This is a genomic window from Verrucomicrobiota bacterium (genome assembly GCA_039192515.1).
GTDB lineage: Bacteria > Verrucomicrobiota > Verrucomicrobiia > Methylacidiphilales > JBCCWR01 > JBCCWR01.
This window is the reverse complement of record JBCCXA010000011.1, coordinates 52,277-71,062: the sequence shown is the minus strand read 5'-3', so window position 1 is coordinate 71,062 and position 18,786 is coordinate 52,277. Positions and strand designations below refer to the sequence as shown.

The window sequence follows — 18,786 nt, the reverse complement described above, 5'->3', positions numbered from 1 at the left end:
TTTTAGCTCTTGGCACCTAGTTGAATGATGCTGCTATTCTTTTTAAAAGAATCAATCATCGTCTCTGTAACAAGATGATCCCCATACCAAATCATTTCAATCATCTGGATATTATGCCTGAAGGATTGAATCATATTGCCTTTATTCTTAAACCGGCGCTCTAGCTCCATGAGATAATCTCTATTTGATTTTGATGCACGAATCTGAATGAAATTCGTATGGCCTAATTGAGCCAATAAAGACAGAAATAGAGCCCTAAGTCCTAGTCTCATCTCTCTCTTCTCAAACATTTCCTCAGCTAATTTCGCCCATTCATCACTTGGTAATTGATCAGGAGAAATATCTTCATCTTCTAAATCGGGAATGGAAACAGTCTCGGCTGACTGATCTTCGTCAATAGAGAGTGTAATGTGTTTTCTATGCTTAAACCAATAGTACACCATCCAACTGATAAATAGTGCTAAGATAATAAAAGCAAAAAACTTGATAAAAAATACGGGATCCGCAGGGTTCCTATCTCGAGAATTATGAGATCCACCAAGTCTTTCAAACCAACTTTCTACCAATTGTCTAAGCATATGATTCCATTCCTTCCACTTATTTTTAACCCACTCTAGTGAATTTTTTATCCAGAATAAAAACCAATTGCTCTCGTCAACATCTTCTAGGAGACTTTGCTTCTCCACTTTGTTCCATAAATATCTTCTCTGTGTAAGAGTCTTTTCTATAGCCTTTTCTAGCTCAGAGTTACTTAGCTCACTACGCTCCTGATAAACAATTTCATTATTCTTTTCGATTTGAGATAGTGCACATGAAATTGAAAGAAAAAGGATCACTCCTAATAAAATCAAATGATAAGTAAATCCTGCCCTCATACCTGTCCTTGAATTGCAGATTTTTTCTTTTTTACTTTATGCAAATTTACTAAAAGATCTCGTCCCGTTTTTTTAGACGACTCTCTATATATGCGTAAAACATAAGCAGCTTTTACAAGAGGCTCCATAACTAAAAAAGTCAAAGCACAAACAATCACGACAAAAGTTGTTGAAAAAAAGTTAGTCCCGCTCATCGTAAATGAGCTCTCTATTCCAAATAAAATTTTCACGAGCATAGGTCCTACTATGATTACGCTTGCTATATTAATAGCCACGGCAGCGGCAACCGGAACCATAAGAATCAATACCCCTGCCAATATCCATATCCAAACCATCATTAACGCGGCTAGTAACCGTAATTCTTCTATATAAATCAATTGCAGAGCATAGATAGTAGCAAGCACTAAAACCGCGCTAAGCACCATTAAATAAGGACTTACCATCCATATTAGTAAATGATTTTCTTTGTGACGAGCCATAGCCATAGCCCATGATCTCTTCAAATCAGTCCATAATGATTCCGTTTGCTTATTAGAAATTGCTCGAACTTTACCGCCTATAATATTAAAATTATGATAGAAGGCGTAACACCAGCCAAATGGAAAGAGCAATAAAATAGCGGTTGGCAATATAATCCAGGAAGTGGGTTGAACAATGCCTTGAGAAAAAATGATTCGCCTCCATTCCTCCGCTGTCAATTTAGCATGCTTCTCATCAGTATAATCCTCCAGTAAGCGCATTGTATAAACGGAATGCCATACCTTCATCCATATGTATAGAAGAGAAAGCGTTCCTGCCATGCCTAATATTTCGCTTGTTTCTATCTTAGGCCTATATACTAAATCACCCCAAAAATAAATTAACGCCAGAAGGAAAGGGAGGGTGCCTAGAAGATAAGTTACCCAACTTTCGACGGATGATGCCTTAATAAGATGGAAACCCTCTTCTACTAAATTTAAGCTTCCTCCAAGACGACGCTCTAACCACCCACCATCTTTTGTCACACTTTGAAGCCTGTTCTTTTTAAGCATTCTAATTTCCCTGGCTTTTATTCACAAAGCCACCTTCATGAAAATTATCTGGAATAGCCTGGATAAGAAATCCTACTCCTGAAAATAAAACCCATAAAAGAATGATGGATAGAACTAATCCTGACCCTTTTGCTAGAACGCCCCATCGTGACCCTGTTTTCTCTTCATCCTTATGCTTAGCTACAATTTCAGCCAGACAGTGGTTACAAAGCATCCGTCCCTCGTAATCCACCACACATTCACTGCAGAAAAAATTATGACACTCTATACACTTAGCCACCGCCTCTCGGTCCTCATGAATAAAGCATCTTGTTGAGGCAATACTTCTACCTAACGTATTAGCTTCACTTAGAATTGAGAAATTGGCTGGAGGCTTCTGTCTCATACATCAAAATATAATGATTGAAATTCTAAAGATCACTTTTTTCAATCTCTATGACCTTTTTTAAACCCTCTTGGTCCAGCTTACCTTGCGCTTTCTCTATAAATCCTGACAAGATTTTCTCGGTATTCTCAGCAACACGCATCGTATTTAGAGAGGGTATTTCTATTGCTGCTACATTAGTAAGAATCAAAAACTTACAGCTCTTTCGAAAAAGCCCAATAAATATACCTCTTATTAAAAACAATGTACCGATAGCACCAACTACCAAGATAACTATCCATTTTGTCAAATTATCAGATACTAATAAGCTCGAGCCCACACCTAAGAGTAAAAAAAACAACCCGATCAAGCTATAACTAACGCTATGTATCAAGTACAATTTCGTAGTTAAGATAATGATGCCTTTGATATTTTCAAAATATAGCCTTTGGTAGTGCTCCCAAAAGGTGAAAATGAGACCTCTACCTTCCACATGTAAAAAATGATCTTCCTCAAGCCATAGATTAGATTTGCGGACACTCAAGAGACTTTGCATAGATGCCCCTTTAATTTTAAGTTTCGTATAGCTCATGACCCCATTTCACCGAATGTTAAGCTTGTCACTATGAGTACAACTATGCCTATGAGGAAAAGCACCTGGAGAAGTGAGAATACTATTGCCACGATATTACGAATCTTGGATCTAGGCATAAAATGTCTAGTCTTACCCCAATAAGCTATCGAGAGAAATAATGCCGCTGGTGCAGTAAAGATAATTGCCCAATACATAATAATACAAATAGGGGGTATAAGGGGAACAACAGCCAGACTGACTGCCATACCATCGTATAAAAAGACTTCCTCCCTTCCGCCTCTACGACCGGAAGATTCTAGTTTACGGCTATAGCACTCTGGACATAAAACCCCTTCAGAAGCTCCATCATTTGCCAAGGGATCTGGAATTGCACATAGCTCGCATACGAATTTGCCGCATTCATCACAAATAGCGACCGCTTTGCGATCCGGATGGAAATAACAAGTAGCTTCCTTGTCACCTAGTGCTTTCTGACCTAATTTTCCCTTTTCAATTTTATCAAAATAGGCTGGGTATACTTTTAAACGACTACTTGCCTGACAGCTTGGGCACGCTTCATAGCTGCCATCTAGGATACTACCACCTTTAAGTAAAACCCCACATTTTCGACATTTCAGTAGCTCGCCCATACATCCATAAAACTACAGCCTGCGCAGAAAGAAAATCTATCAATTATTTCTCACCACTAGAGTATCGCATAATTTATCATGCAATCCACGTTTCTCACGATCAAAGGCAACCATAATATATCCAATATACAGAATAATACCACTTAGCATAATACCCCAGTACCGACCGAAAGCTCGCATATAAGTCAACTTAGATCCATCCGAACGTATCACTTTTGCTCCAATAAGTTTTTTTCCTATAGTCGCACCAAATTTACCAATCAAAAAGACCTCATAGGCCATAGGTATGCCTAAAGAACACACCAATTGAATGATAAAATATATACCCACGGTGCCTGCAGATGCATCACTGCTTTGTCCAATTAAATTGCTTGCAAAACCCGCCACGCCAAAAGGTATAGCTAATAGAAACATAAGAGCGTAAGATACAATTGATGTGATAATACCATCTACGAGCCTGGCCAATACTCGCCACCAAAAGCCGATATAGTTATAAATCCCTTCATCTAATCCAACGCCAGACTTGATTCTCTCAAGCGCCTCATTCTTATGTTCAGCCGAAACCCAACGTCCATTTAATTCAATCGCCTCTCTCTTAGGAACAGATTTACCGGATACACTACAAGTAACCATCTCACCCTGTGAACTTTGAATGCTATTTCCATCGGAGGAGTCAAAGGTATCTTTTACTTCTACATAGGACTTCCATCCACTCATCCCCTCTTTCCAAACCAAGGTTAGATCATTAATTTCGCCCGTGCTTGCTAAGCGAAGAACCTCTTTCTCATCTACAGGTCCCGCTTGCTCCTGACCTTTTTGATAGTACCAGCTCATGATCTACTCCATCCTATAATTTGAATTTAAAAATAATACGATTGCCACTTATCAGTAATCTAACCCGAGTGGTGCAATAGAGATTTAAAGATCTGCGCAACATTTTGGCCACAAGAATCACAGAATCTCCCCAATATGTAACGTTTGGATACATCTTCTTCAACTCTGTTTTCCTTATCGCTCAAGCTATACATCACATTCTACTTCTTTGACATCATTCGGCTCTATTAAAATCCAACAGTAGAATAGCTAGCTTTGGCTGGTCAAGGCAATAGAGCGAGCAGGACTTTTCATAGACTATTCCTTTTGAGCACTATTTTGTAACGCCTTGTGCACAGCCTTGAGTAGCTGCTTTGCCGCAAAAGGCTTAAAAAGCGTAATTAGTTTTTCTTTCCTCAATTCCAATGCTTTTTCGTCACGCATATAGCTAGTAACCATGACAAATTGTTGCTCGAAATTATGCTGACGAACTTCACGAACAAAATTTAAACCTGTCATATCTACTAGCTGGTAATCCACGACAATCACATGAGGAAACTCATCACTCTCTTTCAGTGACTCAATTGCATTCTTACCTGAGGATGCAATTTTGGTTCGAAACCCTTTTCCAGCCAGGGCATCATCTATCATTAATTGAATCATGCGCTCGGTCACCACAATAAGAGCATAGAGATCCTCCTTAGCTGTTTGATTTTCTATATCAAGTGATATGTTCCTCGTTTGAGTTCCAATCTGCACAGTGCTACTATGAACTTCAAGCTCCTGTGGCACGCTTTTTAAGAGATCTACTAGAGACTCACTAGCTGATTCCACTGCCTTGCGACAAAATTCCAGGCAACAAAGTGCTGTCTTTTCAGGTATGGGCTTAAGCAGTTCTAGATGATTCTCGATCATGCTGACTAATTGCTTAAAGTCTGAAGAGATACCATAGGCCACATCAGATAAAGCGATGCGCTCTTCCTTGCTGTGGTCTTCTGGACTTAAAATCTCCTCTACCGCAGACTCTCCTTCATCCTGATCGGTTGCGTATAGCCTTATCCTAATCCCACTCATTCTCAGGTCTTTCTCCCGAATAGGTTCAAAAACCACCCTCCAAATTGCCTTATTACCTGCTTGAGAATAACATATCGCGCGCTGGGAAAAACTAACGCCTTCATCATCTAAGTGTGTCATCTGGCTTTGAAAAAAAACAAGCCCTTTGCGGAATAACAAAAAAAACGGATCTCTGCCAACCACTTCACCTGATACATAGCCTAATTGAGCTGTAAAGGCTTGATTGATATGAATAACACAAAACTCGTCACTCATCCGTTGGGCAATAAGTATAGGATTTGAAAAGCGGTTAAGTGCTGTGGATACATACGCAGCTAATTCATCGGTCTGCGAAAGCGTATTTTGCGCGCGCATAATGTGAGTCACATCTAGACAAATTCCTAGCAACCCTGGAAAGCTCTGACTTTCATTAGCGGGAGTAAGATGAAATAAGAGCCAAATTTCACCAGAATCAAAACGGTAACATAGGCGGTGCACGGTCTCCTTAGCTTGGGTATGGGATTCAAGGCAACACCCTTCAAAGTCCGCTGCAAAAGTTATAGGTAGAGCAGATAAAATATCACGTCCGACTATATATTTTGAAGGAACTGATAAAAGATCAGAAAATGAGTCATTTACATTGCGAAAGATAAACCGTTTTTTTTCTGACTCCCAAGCAAGAGTAAACGTTCCCACCTTAGTTATTTGGGTAAACTCGTCGTGTCCTATTAGCTTAACGTCTTGCCTAGCCATAGTAAAAGGTTATGAAAAGATAACAGAATCCTACCACTTAATTCGATCAGGCAATTTATACTGATTTTTTTTCCCGGTAAGCTTTTCAAACCCTTTTTTATCTTCTTGCACCCAATTTTCTGCATCGAGGCTATCTGTATGACGGCGTCTCACGCATAGGTGGTTTGGCATCACATGACTTGCAGCGATTGCCGTATTGGCCAATTTGAGGCGCCTACTTAGAAGCTGTGTGATACCAAGTAGTAATTGAGCTCCAGAAGTCGCTTCTTGTTCCATAAAGGCATGCAGCCCCTCTAAACCTAAACTCCATAAAACACAATCTTCTATAGCTTTAACCGTAGCGGTTGCGCTGGTTGGCTCAAATAGGCTGATTTCGCCCAAGCAATCACCGGACTCTACCTGTCCGAGAGTCACTGCGTTACTTTCTAAGGTTTTGAAAACTTCAAGTCTACCACTCACGACGATATATAAAGTATTAGGTTCTTGACCTTGCTCAATGAGAATTTGTTCGGCAGCTAGCTCATGAAAAGACCCAAATGGCTGTAAGATACTGATGCGTCTACGTGACATGAATCCAAGCACACCAATTGGTTGGAGGGTAATCTCTGACATACTAGACCATTAACAATATCTAATTGGTTTGCTATGTCAATCTAGTGGACAACATGCCTGGCTTAAGGCATTATTTCAGCCGTTTGTCTCCAGTTTTATGAAAAAGCTATTAAATAAGTTAGCCAACCCGAATTTAAGCGCTCTCGTTCCTTATGAACCGGGCAAACCCATAGATGATGTAGCCAGAGAACTAGGCCTAGATCCTTCCTCTATTTCAAAGCTTGCATCAAATGAAAACCCCCTTGGTCCATCACCCAAAGCTCTAAAAGCTATTACTGAAATGGCTTCGCAAACTCATATTTACCCTGATGGTGGAGGTTTTCACCTACGCCAAACTATCGCGGAGCATAATAAACTCTCTAAAAGCCAAGTAGTCTTAGGCAATGGTTCTAACGAAATTATTGAGCTCGCCTACCATGCTTTCACTCGCCCAGGTCATACGAGTGTTATTGCTAGTAGTTATGCTTTTGTCGTCTACAAACTCATGGCTCAGCTCTTTGATGTCGAATTCATTGAAACTTCTGATCGCAATTTTGCTCATGATCTAGATGCCATGAAGGCCTCAATAAAGCAGAACACTCGTCTCGTCTTCATTGCCAATCCCAATAACCCAACCGGGACACTCATTCCTACTAATGAGCTAAAGTCTTTTATCGAATCACTTCCCGAGCATGTTATCTGCGTATTGGATGAAGCATACTATGAATTCCTGAAAGAACCCCCTCCGTCCATCGAATGGCTCAAGCAGTTTCCCAATCTCATTATTTTAAGAACTTTTTCTAAAATTCAAGGACTCGCCGCACTTCGTGTCGGTTATGGCATTACCAGAGAAGACACTGCCGAGGCACTACAACGCTCAAGACAACCCTTCAATGTCAATGCCATTGCTCAAGCCGCTGCATTAGAAGGCTTCAAAGATCTTGAGCATCAGAATAAAACCAAGGATATCACACACCAAGGCCTTGCTCGATTAAGAGATTTCTGTGAAGCAAATCAAATCCCTTACCTCCCTTCCTACGCTAATTTCCTTATGATGAATGTCAAAGATGCAGATCGGGTATTTCACGCTCTCCTGCAGAAGGGAGTCATCGTACGCTCACTCAAAAGCTACGGACTGCCAGAGTGGATCCGCGTTTCCATTGGCACAGCCGAACAAATGACTCATTTTGAAGAAGAACTCGTTTCCTGCATAAATGAATAATGATTTTCCATTTTCCTCCATTGCTGTCATTGGGCCTGGGCTTATGGGCGGCTCTATTGCGCTCGCTGTTATTGAAAATAGTAGGCGACAAAATCTAAAAGATGCTCCAGATATTAGGGTTTGGGGAAGAAATGAGTCCTCGTTATCTTCCATCCGAACTGCACAGCCTGAGCTGAAGACAACGACTTCTCTTAGAGAAGCTATTTCAGGTGCCGAACTCATCATTTTCTGCACACCGGTAAAGATTACCTCTGAACTTCTTAAAAAATATTCCCCCTATTTTGAAGCAGGCACCCTAGTCACTGATGTCGGAAGCACAAAGGCTTCCGTTGATGAGATCGCATCTAGTCAATTAGATAAGAACGTTCTCTGGTGCGGCTCACATCCCATGGCAGGAAGCGATAGCTCTGGGTTTTCCTCCGCCTCTTCCACACTTTACCAGGATGCCGTAACCGTTCTGACACCAACTGACAAAACTCAAAAGGAAGCAATACAAAAGCTAGAGACCTTTTGGACTTTTCTGGGTTCAAAAGTCATTACTCTATCTGCCGAAAAACACGATCAGTTTGCCGCGGAAATCAGCCATTTTCCTCACCTACTTGCCTTTCTTGTCATGAATTGCACTCAAGTAGATGCCTTTTCCATGCTTGGCCCTGGCTTTCGTGATTTTACACGCATCGCCGCTAGCCCATCTCAAATGTGGCTAGAAATTCTATCCGATAATAAGCAACCCGTCATAAAATCTATTGATCAATTCATTGTCGCCTTGCAAGAAGCAAAACTTTATCTAGAACAAGGTAACTTAACGGCACTTGGCAAAGTCCTTGAAAAAGCCGCCCAGTCCCGCAGAGCACTTAAAAAACATCATGTCACAACTTAAGGTCACTCCTATTAAAAACTTTCGAACCGAAATCTCAGTTCCAGGTGACAAGAGCATTTCGCACCGCGCTCTTATGTTTGCAGGTCTAGCGGACGGCGAGTCGAAGGTTACAGGGTTTCTTCCCAGTGCGGATTGCTTGGGAACCTTGAAAGCCATGCAAGCTTTAGGTGTTGAAACTGAAAAAATCAACCCTACTTCTATGATCATTCGCGGTAGAAATGGCAAGCTCCTCGCATCTGGTGAACCCTTAGATTGCGGAAACTCAGGCACCACCATGCGGCTTATGTCAGGTATCCTTGCCGGACAACAGTTTAATTCCAGTTTATTCGGTGATGAATCACTCAATAACCGCCCCATGAAACGGATCATGGAGCCTCTAACAATGATGGGTGCTAAGATTTTATGTGAAGGGAAAGGAAAGCGCCCCCCTATTGTGATTGAAGGAAAGCCCCTTGAAGGCATCTCCTACCATCTACCTATTCCCAGTGCCCAGCTAAAGTCCTGCATCCTATTAGCAGGTCTTCAAGCAAATGGAAAAACCACTGTGGAAGAAACTATCCCATCCCGTGACCATACCGAACGCATGCTTCGCTACATGCGTGCCACTATAGACAACGATGGAAAAAACATTACTGTCCATGGAGGTCAAAAACTCAACGGCGTCAACATTAGCGTTCCAGGAGACTTCTCTTCCGCAGCTTTTTGGATCGTTGCAGCTTCTATTTTACCTGAGTCCGCTTTGCGTATTGTCAACGTAGGACTCAATCCTACTCGAACAGGCCTTCTCAATGTTATGATGCGCATGGGTGCAGCCATCCGAGAACATATCGAACACAATGATTTCGAACCCACTGGTAGCATCCGTATTTCTGAAACGGAGGAGCTTCAGGGCGTTGAAATAGGTGGCAATGAAATTCCCAATATCATTGATGAAATCCCTATCATTGCCGTAGCTGCCGCCTGTGCAAAAGGGCAAACAATTATCAAAGATGCCGCTGAGCTCCGCGTTAAAGAATCAGATAGGCTTGCTGCAGTGGCTACGAATCTCAAAGCATTTGGTGTCCCTGTTGAAGAGACTGAAGATGGCCTCATCATCGAAGGTGGTCACCCTATCAAAGCAGCAGCCGTTAAGAGTTATGGAGACCACAGGATTGCTATGGCTTCTGCCATTCTTGCACTCAAGGCAGATGGCCCCAGCGCAATTGAAAATGTGGATTGTATTGATACCTCATACCCAAGTTTCACCAAACAACTAAGCGAAATCTCCTCTGGTAATAAAAAACTTTCTTTTGCTCTCTTTTAAAAAGAGTAACACTAGGTAGTATGAATACTGTTATTGCCATCGATGGACCATCAGCTTCGGGAAAAAGCACCGTTTCTCGCAAATTAGCTAAAACCCTAAGTTTTGTTCACGTAGACACCGGTGCTATGTACCGGGCTTTTACCTGGTATGTCTTAGAAAAGAAAGTCGATCCGAATTCGCGTAATGATGTACGCCGTCTCATCCCCGCTATGGACTACGAGACAATTATTGATTCGGGTCATTTTCAACTGAGAATTGATGGTCAGGATCCTACCCCATTCCTTCGTGATCCTGAGATACATGCATCCGTATCACCATTAGCTACCATACCAGAAGTTCGCGAATTCCTAGTAACAAAACAACGCCTTTTACGAAATCAAACCTCCCTCGTAATGGATGGTAGAGATATCGGCACCGTTGTTTTTACAGATACTCCTCTCAAATTTTTTATTGATTGCGACCCCGAAGTTCGTGCGCAACGCAGAGCTGCCCAAGGAGAAAAGGATGCCACTGCTGTCCGAGATGAAATTGATAGTAAACGAAAAATCTCACCCCTGATTCGAGCTGCAGACGCAGAGCTTCTAGATTCCGGAGTTCTGAGCGTTGAGGAAATTACTAACCATATCCTGCAACGCTACGAGGAAGTTAGCCCGCATAGCACGCTCACTACCCCATGACCAAATTTTACTATCGGTTCGTACAAGTCTCATTTCACGTCCACCTCAACTTATTTCACCAATTTAAAAGCGAAGGCATAGATAATATTCCCTCTGAAGGGGGGTTTATCTTAGCTTGTAACCATGTTAGTTATTTGGACCCACCTTTAGTTGGGGGTTCCTTCTCAAGGGAGATTCATTACCTCGCCCGAAAATCCCTATTCAAACCACCCATTCTCGACTGGTTACTTCCCGAGCTAAATGCTTTCCCTATTGACCAAGACCGCCCTGATATGAGTAGCCTGAAAAAGGTAATCCGACTAGCTAAGAGCGGTGAAGGCGTTCTGATTTTCCCAGAGGGGTCGCGATCCTACGATGGGGAACCTCAGCCTGCACAACCAGGTATTGGCCTTGTCTTAGCAAAGGCAGATGTCCCAATTATTCCAGCACGGATTTTTGGAGGGCATCTAGCATGGCCGCGAGATAAGGCCCTAAGCCTTTTTCATCCAGTACAATTAGTCATTGGTAAATCATTTCAAATCACAACACCTAAAAAAGCCAGCAAGGAAGCTTACCAAAAAATCGGAGATGAAGTGATGGCAGCTATTAGGGCAATAAAGCCTATTTCGCAAGACTAATGTCTGCTCGCCAAAAGCTGCACGAATCATTTTGACGGCTCCTATCCTGATGCCCAATATGTCTTAACGTAGATGAACACTTTGCTACTAAGTAAATACATACTCATACTAGCCACCTTGATTAGCCTTGGTCCTGCTTCCTATGGAAATACCCCCCAAGAAAGCTTCATCGAATTCGGTCAATACCTAAGAAGGTACCTTTACTACATACCTCAAGATTTACCTAACAAGAAAAGACCTCTAGTCTTTGTCTTACATGAAGAGGGTAAAGATGCTGAATATATGATGACTCAGACAACGAAAAATCGCTGGAATCAACTTGCTGACCAAGAAAAATTCATAGTGATTTACCCTCAAGGCATCCACCAGTCTTGGAATCTGGATGCCGCTGATAGCCATCAACTCTCTCATGCTGATGATGTAGGTTTTATCGATGCCATCCTTGACCTCGCTCTAGAAGAACTTGCTGTCGATCCTCAACGTATTTACGTATCTGGACACTCCTATGGTGGCATGATGAGTTTTCACTTAGCACTAGAGCGCTCTGACCGCTTTGCTGCTGTCTCTTCCTTTGCCGGAGCATTACCCATAGACTCCATTCTCAAGCTCCCCGAATTTCCCATTTCTATCCTATACATGGCAGCCACTTCAGATGCTAGCACCCCCTTTCATGGAGGTAAATTCGGAGGAAATCGAGCAGCTATTGCTAAGCCCGTTCTATCTGCACATGATACTATTGCTTATTGGGTAGATCACCTAGAAACAACTGTTGTTCCAAAAGTGGAACACCTGCCCGTTCATCTAAATGATGACCATGGCACAGTTACAAAATATGTATACTCAAACGGCTTTGATCTCAGCCAGGTAGCTTATTACCAAATCGAAGGTCATGGTAGGCCCTCTTCCAATCAATTTTCACCGACTGGACAATCAGTCCTCGGCAAAAAGAACCAAGAGATCCTTGTTTGTGATGAGATATGGGCTTTTTTCAAAGAACAAAAATTAGCCCATAATACTTTAGCACCTAAACCTCCAAAGAATCTAAGCTATGAAGAAACTGCCACACTTATCAGTCTTTCTTGGAGTCCAAATACTGAAGAAGATTTCAAAGCATACCGAATCTTCAAAGCGGTAAATGATGGTGAATTCATGTGCGTTGTTCGTCATTTCAATCATACCGAACTTATTGATGATCTCATTGAAAGTGGCAATACCTATTCTTATTACCTAAGGGCTATGGACGAAGCTGGTAATCAATCTGGACCTTCTCAGACAATTACGATCGAGATAGCCGAATAACCTTTTATTCAGGATTCACCTGCTTTCTTAGCAACAACAAAGCGTTCCCGTTTCAACAAGTCTTCATGAACTTCAACATCAATATAACCTGCTTCCAAGAGCAACTCTTTAACAATTGATCCATGTTTAATTCCAATTTCTAGAAAAATCCACGTTGCTATCTCAACTGATTGTTTAATTAAGTGTCGCACTAGATCTAACCCATCCTCACCACCATGCAGAGCCGAATAGGGATCTTGCTGAACCTCTGGATTTAGATGCTTCATTTCGTCTGATGTCAAGTATGGCAGATTCGCCACAACTGCCAGTGCGCCCTGATCTTTTACACCCTTCAATAAATCGCCTTTTTGCCAACTTACTTTTAGATGTGGATAAGCAGCTCCATTCTCTTCAGCTAAACGGAGTGCATGATCGTCAACATCTACCGCTACGAATTCTGCATTGTTTAATTCATGAGCTAGTGACAAGGCAATTACACCCGAGCCTGTTCCTATATCATAGATAACCCCTTGCGCATTCTCCCCTAGCTTTTTCACTACCAATTCCACTAAATACTCCGTTTCTGGCCTGGGCACTAAAGCCTTAGGACTACACTTCACTTTTAAGCCATGAAACTCTGTCTCTTCTATAATGTGTTGCAAAGGCTCTCGCCGTCCACGCCTCTTAATCATTTCGCGTAAAGGAGCTAGCTCCTTTTCATTCAAAACTCTTTCAAATTCTAAATATAGCTGCATCCGACCTATCTCTAAAACATGTGCCATGATCAATTCTGTCTGAAGCCTGGGAGATTCCACACCCTTCTTAGCTAGAAAATCAGTCGAGGCATTGAGCACTTCTAATATGCTTTTCACAGGCATATCCTAGAAAGAATCTTATAAACCGGCCAACTTCTTTTTGATCCGAGTTATGTCATAGAAGTTGAATAAATGAATAAGAGCTTGAGCTACAAGCAAAAGAGAGTAAACAAAATTCTACTGAATTACTTCGTCTGAGTATAGCTTTTATAAGCAAGTGAAAGCGAAACTATCAAACATCCGGAGCACTAATCCAGATAGAGTAGCGACATAGGTCTCAATAGGTAATCCCTCTAGATGACTCTACGCTTCTTAGGACCAAGATATTCTCCGGATCTTCAGTTTTCTATTTCATAATCCCGAGTTTAAGCCAGAAAATGCTTCTATGTGAGTCATGAACTGTTTAGCTTACCTGTAGCTATCCGAAATTTTGAAATAGCTTCTAGCTACCTTCCAGATATGAGTGCGCCCTCAAAAGAGCAAAACCAAAAAACTCTCAACTTAACCCTAGGAAACTCCTACTTTCTATGGGCACCCATTTTATTTATCCTTCTGCTTTATGGCCTTTCCACTGTCGATCTTTCTAAGCGATTAGAATATCTAAGTTTGAACGCCAGAATGGAGCTTCGCCAAACACTTCATCCAGCGAAGCCTCATCCTGACCTCTTCTTTCTGGCGATTGATGACGGCTCTATCGAAACCATTGGCAGATGGCCTTGGGACCGCAATACCCATGCCAGTCTCATAACCTTGCTCGGACTATCTCCACCCAAAGTATTTACTTGGGATATCATCTTTTCGGAACCTCAAGCAGCTTATGACACTGAGTTTATTCAGTCGATCATGACGGCTAATTACCTAGTCGTTACTGGGGCAGAAGGCAACCTTTCTACTAACCCTGAAGAGATAGAGAGAACACCAGACCTCACCCAATTCAATCGAACCAAAGCTATCCCCCTAGACAATATCTCAGGAGACTTTACTGGTATTACCAATTACAATGTCGGATTCTTTCCCATCAAAGGCTTACGCAATAGCTCTTTCTTCGGTTTTGTCAATTCTGACCCCGGTGTGGACGGAGTTCGGCGACATGCTCAGCTCATCGTACCCCTCAAATGCCAATATTACCCTAACCTCGCTCTTCAATCACTTCTCATTTATTGGAATGCTTCTCCGGAACAAGTGTATGTTGAGTTAGGCAGAGCAATCACCATCAAGCTAGAGTCCGGAGATAAGACTATTCCTATTGACCATCAAGCGCGTCTACTTATGAACCAGCGCTTTGAATCTTCTGATTTCATTTCTAATAAACAGGCCAGTGGTTATGATTATTTACTCTATATTTTAAATGAACACTTTGTTAATCAAAACCCGGACATAGAAGTTCCAGACCTCAAAAACAAAATTTTGCTTGTTGGACAAACAGCCACAGCACTCACAGATCTAGGCCCAAGCCCTTTCCTACCCCGCAGCCCACTGTGTCTGACTCACCTCAATGTGATGCACAATATTCTTGAAGATGACTATATGTCAAAACCACCAACATGGATTGGATGGCTTGGGGTCCTTCTCCTTGCTAGCATAACAGTCTACATCTGTGAGAAAACACCCTTTGTCATCTCTATCGTCATCTTTGCAGCCACTCTCTCTGTCATCATAGGTGCTGCCATTCTTCTTTTCACCCAGTTCAGTATCTGGACTCCTTTAGTTGGCCCGGCCTTAGGCTTCACCTTCATCCATATTGGCTCTGTGACAAAACGCGTTTTTGAAGAACAAAGGGCCCGCCAACAAATCCGCGCGACCTTTTCCTCATACCTAGCACCAGGTGTGATGGAACAAATACTTTCCAGTGAACAAGGGCTTGAACTTGGAGGTAAAGAAAAATCTGTGAGTATCCTATTTAGCGATATACGAGACTTTACCTCCATCAGTGAGCATATGGATGTCACCGACCTCGTAAACCGTCTTAACGAATACCTCACTGCCATGGTCGAATGCGTCGGTCAGCAAAAAGGCACTCTCCACAAATTTATTGGTGATGCCATCATGGCTGTCTGGGGAGATGTCGATATTATTAGCGCAGGTGTGGAAGAAGATGCTAAGCGCTCCGTCCGCGCCTGCTTAGCCATGCGTCAGCGCTTGGTTGAACTTAATGCTAAGTGGGAAAACCAAGGACTAGAACCATTCCGCATGGGTATGGGGATTAATCACGGTAATGTTGTCGTTGGAAATATTGGAGCGCCTCAACGTACCGAGTTCACCGTAATTGGCGACGCTGTAAACCTTGCTTCGCGAATAGAAGGCATTACCAAACAATTTCGAACCGATTTCATGATCGGTCAAAGCGTCGCTGATATGGTCAGCGACGAATTTTTATTACAAACAGCAGGCCTCATTCGAGTAAAAGGAAGAACTCAGCCCGAGCGCGTCTACTTTGTTATCGGAGAATTGTCCGCAGCTTCTTACCAAACACAACAGCGTTACTACCAATACGAGCAAGCCTTCTACCTTTACCTCCAGAGAAACTTTCAAGAAGCTTCCGAATTTTTCCAACAATACCTTGAGAATGACCCTGATAGCCACCTTGGCCAACTCTATCTAGAAGACTGTCTACAATACCTCAATGAACCTCCTTCAAATGACTGGGATGGCGTTCACATCTTCAAGACAAAATAATACCGCAACGACAGTTTTAATGATTAACTCAGAGCGTGTCCCATTCATGACCAGCCTTAAGTCACTATAAATCTCGCCGAAATAAACTATAGGGGATTTTCCGGAATCACTATCCAAACTCTATGAGCGAAGAAGAAATCGACAGACCCAAAAAACTTCTGAGAAAACCTGTGCAAAGACGACGCTTTTACCGGCTGCGTTACCCTGAAAATGAGGGACCTCGATTTATCATAGACGAAAAGACGGTTTATCGTGTCTTTGAAATCTCCGAAGGCGGGGCAAGAGTCTATGTTCCTGACAGTTCACTATTTCATGTGCATGATACCCTCGAAGGTGAGCTTCGATTTAGAGAAGAAAACGACGATGGCGAAGAAGCCTACAAAGATGAAACAGTCCCAGTGAAGGGCATCATTATAAGAATCCACGAAAGCGTCATTGTCATCCAATTCGATGATAAAGATAATGTTCCCTTAGAAAACATGATCCAGGAACAAGTGCGTATACGGGCAAAGTTCCCGTTAGCTTTTTCTACAAAAGAATACTAGAAGGGGCAAATTGCTTCAACTGCATGAAACAGCGCTGTTGTTTTGGTTAGGACACTAAGAACTTTAAGTGCTCTCTCGTAACTTCCTAGCATCAATGAAGGACTTTATACAAAGTCCAATGAATAGTACCATGAGAACAGCCATCACAGATTGAAGTATAACAGCAACTGGGCGCTCAGCTTCTCCCGCTAACAGAGCCGGTAATTTCGCGAGACCCATGCCTGAGCCAGCTAAACCAATAAGACTGAATAATGCAGCACCGTGCATCGCATGCTTTAGCATATTTTCTTTGAGTCCCAAGAGGCCGAATATTAGAAAGACAATACCAAAAAAAGCTGGTATGAGTGCCGTGAAGCTCGCCATGCCTGTACCTAGATAGCCCGCTAAGCCAAGTAATATTAATATAATTGCTAGCCCGATAGTGATTTTTGGCATATTCATGACCCTAACGTAAATCAAGTTTATAAGAACACAACTATCTAATACTCTAGGGGACCTTCGATGCCTGAATCAGTTCCAAGCATCTCTTGACTTCTTCCAATAATTTTTCTGAATCAAGAATCCGGGGGACCTTAATAATCGAGCTTCTTATCGATTTTTTCAAGGGGCTTTTAAGACGAAGGCCATACATAGAAGACAATTCTTAAATTTTCTCAATTTTCTCAATTTTCAAAGAGAAGATGCTATAACTCTCCAAAAATTGAATAATTGGTTTTACAACAATATATATTTACATCTTTAATGCAATTTTTGATAAATTTCCACTAATTCTTAAACCACATGATGCATTACAGAGAAGAGATAGCCATACACTTATATCATGTAAATCGTTAACGAATACTGCCACAGGCTAAAATAACTATTACTTTACCATAGAAAGGAATTTAAACTGGCTCCCCATGATTTCAGGATGTGTAAGTGTCTTGAATTGTCTCAAGAATTTTTGGTCGATAGGACCACCGCTGGTTTCCATTTTTAATAGCCGATGTTTGGCCATAGTAATAAGCGCTTGGTGCTGATCTCTATAATCCTGAAATTCTAGGCCGCTCGCCTTTCCTTCCTCAATGATTTGCGAAAAATTAACGTGCGCCGTTAAATCTTGCTCTCCGGCGTAAGACAAAAGTTCATCTTTCTGCTGGTGATTGCGGTAAGCTCGAATGGTTCCATGACCTCTACCCGGAGCATAGAGACTCTCTGCTTTTGATCCATAATCAATTGTTAAGAACAGGCCCTCTTTGATTTTACTTGCCACTTGCTTGACCCACCTCCTGACTCCTAAACAAACTTCCCCTTGATATCCTTCTATAGCTGGGAGCTTCCATCTTTTTATATATTCAAGTGTTGATAAATCCCTCAGGGTTGTTTCTTTGAATTTAAAAGAGCCATCAACTCGTGTAACGCGTTTCTCCATCCATTGACCATGACGATAAACAACTAATTTGACTGGAAAGCTATCAACCAGTTCATTGGAAAAGAAAACACCTTGTATGCTATTGTCTTCTATTTCCTCGAAACAAGAGTACCATTTTACCTGATCGACAAAGCCATATTTTTGTAACTGTTCCTTCTGATGATGCTGGAGAGAGGAACTCGGCTCTACAATCCAATATTCTACTTCCGACAATTCTCCAACCTGTTGAAAATATCTTAGTATATCGTTTGCTAATTCCCCATCATTTGCTCCTTGCTCAACCATTAAAAAAGGTTTTGGATTCGCCATGTGCTCTTTAAAGCGCCGAAAAAACTCAGCCAAAAGGCTCCCAAAAGCACTTCCAACCGACACACTAGTGTAAAAATCTCCACTTTTTCCCGTCTTCTTCTTTTTGTTCAAGTAATAGCCTAACCCTTTGGTATAGAGGGAGATAGACATAAAATCCTCAAAGGCAATATCTCCTTCTAATTTGATCTTCTCAGCAATCATAGCCTCCACACTCTCGTGTCCCGTTTTCTCTAATGACATCAATGAAATGGTGAATGATTAGCCAGAGAAGATCCATTCCTAAATACAAAGTTGGGTTATGCTTTAAGCTTAAAAATCCTTGGTCGAATTAAAAAGTGGGAGCTTAGCT

Annotated in this window: 19 protein-coding genes; 8 read left to right on the top strand and 11 right to left on the bottom strand. The window is 41.9% G+C overall.

Going from position 1 to position 18,786, the window contains the following annotated elements; translation table 11 throughout:
* Positions 1-2: 2 nt before the first annotated feature.
* From AAGA18_06740 to AAGA18_06705, 8 genes are all read right to left on the bottom strand, one after another.
* Positions 3-875: a hypothetical protein gene (locus tag AAGA18_06740; protein ID MEM9445032.1), complete on the bottom strand. Its 873-nt coding sequence runs from the start codon at positions 873-875 to the stop codon at positions 3-5.
* Entirely contained in the window at positions 872-1,906 is a 1,035-nt protein-coding gene (locus AAGA18_06735) for a hypothetical protein (GenBank protein MEM9445031.1), read from the bottom strand. Before AAGA18_06735 ends, AAGA18_06740 begins: the two co-directional genes overlap by 4 nt.
* 1 nt (position 1,907) lies before the next feature.
* Positions 1,908-2,291 carry a hypothetical protein gene (locus tag AAGA18_06730; GenBank protein ID MEM9445030.1) on the bottom strand — a complete coding sequence of 128 codons (384 nt, stop codon included), beginning with the start codon at positions 2,289-2,291 and terminating at the stop codon, positions 1,908-1,910.
* Between the two features lie 25 nt (positions 2,292-2,316).
* Positions 2,317-2,862 carry a hypothetical protein gene (locus AAGA18_06725; GenBank protein MEM9445029.1) on the bottom strand — a complete coding sequence of 182 codons (546 nt, stop codon included), beginning with the start codon at positions 2,860-2,862 and terminating at the stop codon, positions 2,317-2,319.
* Positions 2,859-3,494, bottom strand: a complete 636-nt coding sequence (locus AAGA18_06720; GenBank protein ID MEM9445028.1) for a hypothetical protein — start codon at positions 3,492-3,494, stop codon at positions 2,859-2,861. The genes AAGA18_06725 and AAGA18_06720 overlap by 4 nt, the downstream gene beginning before the upstream one ends.
* A 39-nt stretch (positions 3,495-3,533) precedes the next feature.
* Positions 3,534-4,328, bottom strand: coding sequence for an RDD family protein (locus tag AAGA18_06715; protein ID MEM9445027.1), 795 nt, complete (start codon positions 4,326-4,328; stop codon positions 3,534-3,536).
* A 297-nt stretch (positions 4,329-4,625) separates the two neighbouring features.
* Positions 4,626-6,113 carry a response regulator gene (locus AAGA18_06710; protein MEM9445026.1) on the bottom strand — a complete coding sequence of 496 codons (1,488 nt, stop codon included), beginning with the start codon at positions 6,111-6,113 and terminating at the stop codon, positions 4,626-4,628.
* 30 nt (positions 6,114-6,143) lie between these two features.
* Complete coding sequence (locus tag AAGA18_06705) at positions 6,144-6,725, bottom strand: cyclic nucleotide-binding domain-containing protein (GenBank protein ID MEM9445025.1); 582 nt, start codon at positions 6,723-6,725, stop codon at positions 6,144-6,146.
* A gap of 97 nt (positions 6,726-6,822) precedes the next feature.
* Here AAGA18_06705 and hisC point away from each other — a divergent pair, with 97 nt between their 5' ends.
* The 6 genes from hisC (at position 6,823) to AAGA18_06675 (ending at position 12,702) form a co-directional block, all read left to right on the top strand.
* Complete coding sequence (gene hisC, locus AAGA18_06700; GenBank protein MEM9445024.1) at positions 6,823-7,926, top strand: histidinol-phosphate transaminase; 1,104 nt, start codon at positions 6,823-6,825, stop codon at positions 7,924-7,926.
* Positions 7,919-8,806 carry a prephenate dehydrogenase gene (locus tag AAGA18_06695; protein MEM9445023.1) on the top strand — a complete coding sequence of 296 codons (888 nt, stop codon included), beginning with the start codon at positions 7,919-7,921 and terminating at the stop codon, positions 8,804-8,806. Before hisC ends, AAGA18_06695 begins: the two co-directional genes overlap by 8 nt.
* Positions 8,793-10,109: a 3-phosphoshikimate 1-carboxyvinyltransferase gene (aroA, locus tag AAGA18_06690; protein MEM9445022.1), complete on the top strand. Its 1,317-nt coding sequence runs from the start codon at positions 8,793-8,795 to the stop codon at positions 10,107-10,109. The genes AAGA18_06695 and aroA overlap by 14 nt, the downstream gene beginning before the upstream one ends.
* 20 nt (positions 10,110-10,129) lie before the next feature.
* Positions 10,130-10,786, top strand: coding sequence for a (d)CMP kinase (cmk, locus tag AAGA18_06685; GenBank protein ID MEM9445021.1), 657 nt, complete (start codon positions 10,130-10,132; stop codon positions 10,784-10,786).
* Positions 10,783-11,403, top strand: a complete 621-nt coding sequence (locus AAGA18_06680; protein ID MEM9445020.1) for a lysophospholipid acyltransferase family protein — start codon at positions 10,783-10,785, stop codon at positions 11,401-11,403. Before cmk ends, AAGA18_06680 begins: the two co-directional genes overlap by 4 nt.
* Positions 11,404-11,475: 72 nt before the next feature.
* Positions 11,476-12,702 carry a PHB depolymerase family esterase gene (locus tag AAGA18_06675; protein ID MEM9445019.1) on the top strand — a complete coding sequence of 409 codons (1,227 nt, stop codon included), beginning with the start codon at positions 11,476-11,478 and terminating at the stop codon, positions 12,700-12,702.
* Between the two features lie 8 nt (positions 12,703-12,710).
* Here the strand turns inward: AAGA18_06675 and prmC are convergent, their stop codons facing one another.
* On the bottom strand, positions 12,711-13,553 hold the full coding sequence (gene prmC, locus AAGA18_06670) for a peptide chain release factor N(5)-glutamine methyltransferase (GenBank protein MEM9445018.1): 843 nt from the start codon (positions 13,551-13,553) through the stop codon (positions 12,711-12,713).
* Between the two features lie 330 nt (positions 13,554-13,883).
* Here prmC and AAGA18_06665 point away from each other — a divergent pair, with 330 nt between their 5' ends.
* Positions 13,884-16,172, top strand: coding sequence for an adenylate/guanylate cyclase domain-containing protein (locus tag AAGA18_06665; GenBank protein MEM9445017.1), 2,289 nt, complete (start codon positions 13,884-13,886; stop codon positions 16,170-16,172).
* Between the two features lie 122 nt (positions 16,173-16,294).
* On the top strand, positions 16,295-16,717 hold the full coding sequence (locus tag AAGA18_06660; protein ID MEM9445016.1) for a PilZ domain-containing protein: 423 nt from the start codon (positions 16,295-16,297) through the stop codon (positions 16,715-16,717).
* Positions 16,718-16,780: 63 nt separating this feature from the next.
* On the opposite strand, the gene AAGA18_06655 is transcribed toward AAGA18_06660, so the two are convergent.
* Positions 16,781-17,152 (bottom strand): hypothetical protein, encoded by a 372-nt coding sequence (locus tag AAGA18_06655; protein MEM9445015.1) that lies wholly within the window; start codon positions 17,150-17,152, stop codon positions 16,781-16,783.
* Between the two features lie 427 nt (positions 17,153-17,579).
* Positions 17,580-18,677 (bottom strand): SAM-dependent methyltransferase, encoded by a 1,098-nt coding sequence (locus AAGA18_06650; GenBank protein MEM9445014.1) that lies wholly within the window; start codon positions 18,675-18,677, stop codon positions 17,580-17,582.
* Positions 18,678-18,786: the final 109 nt, after the last annotated feature.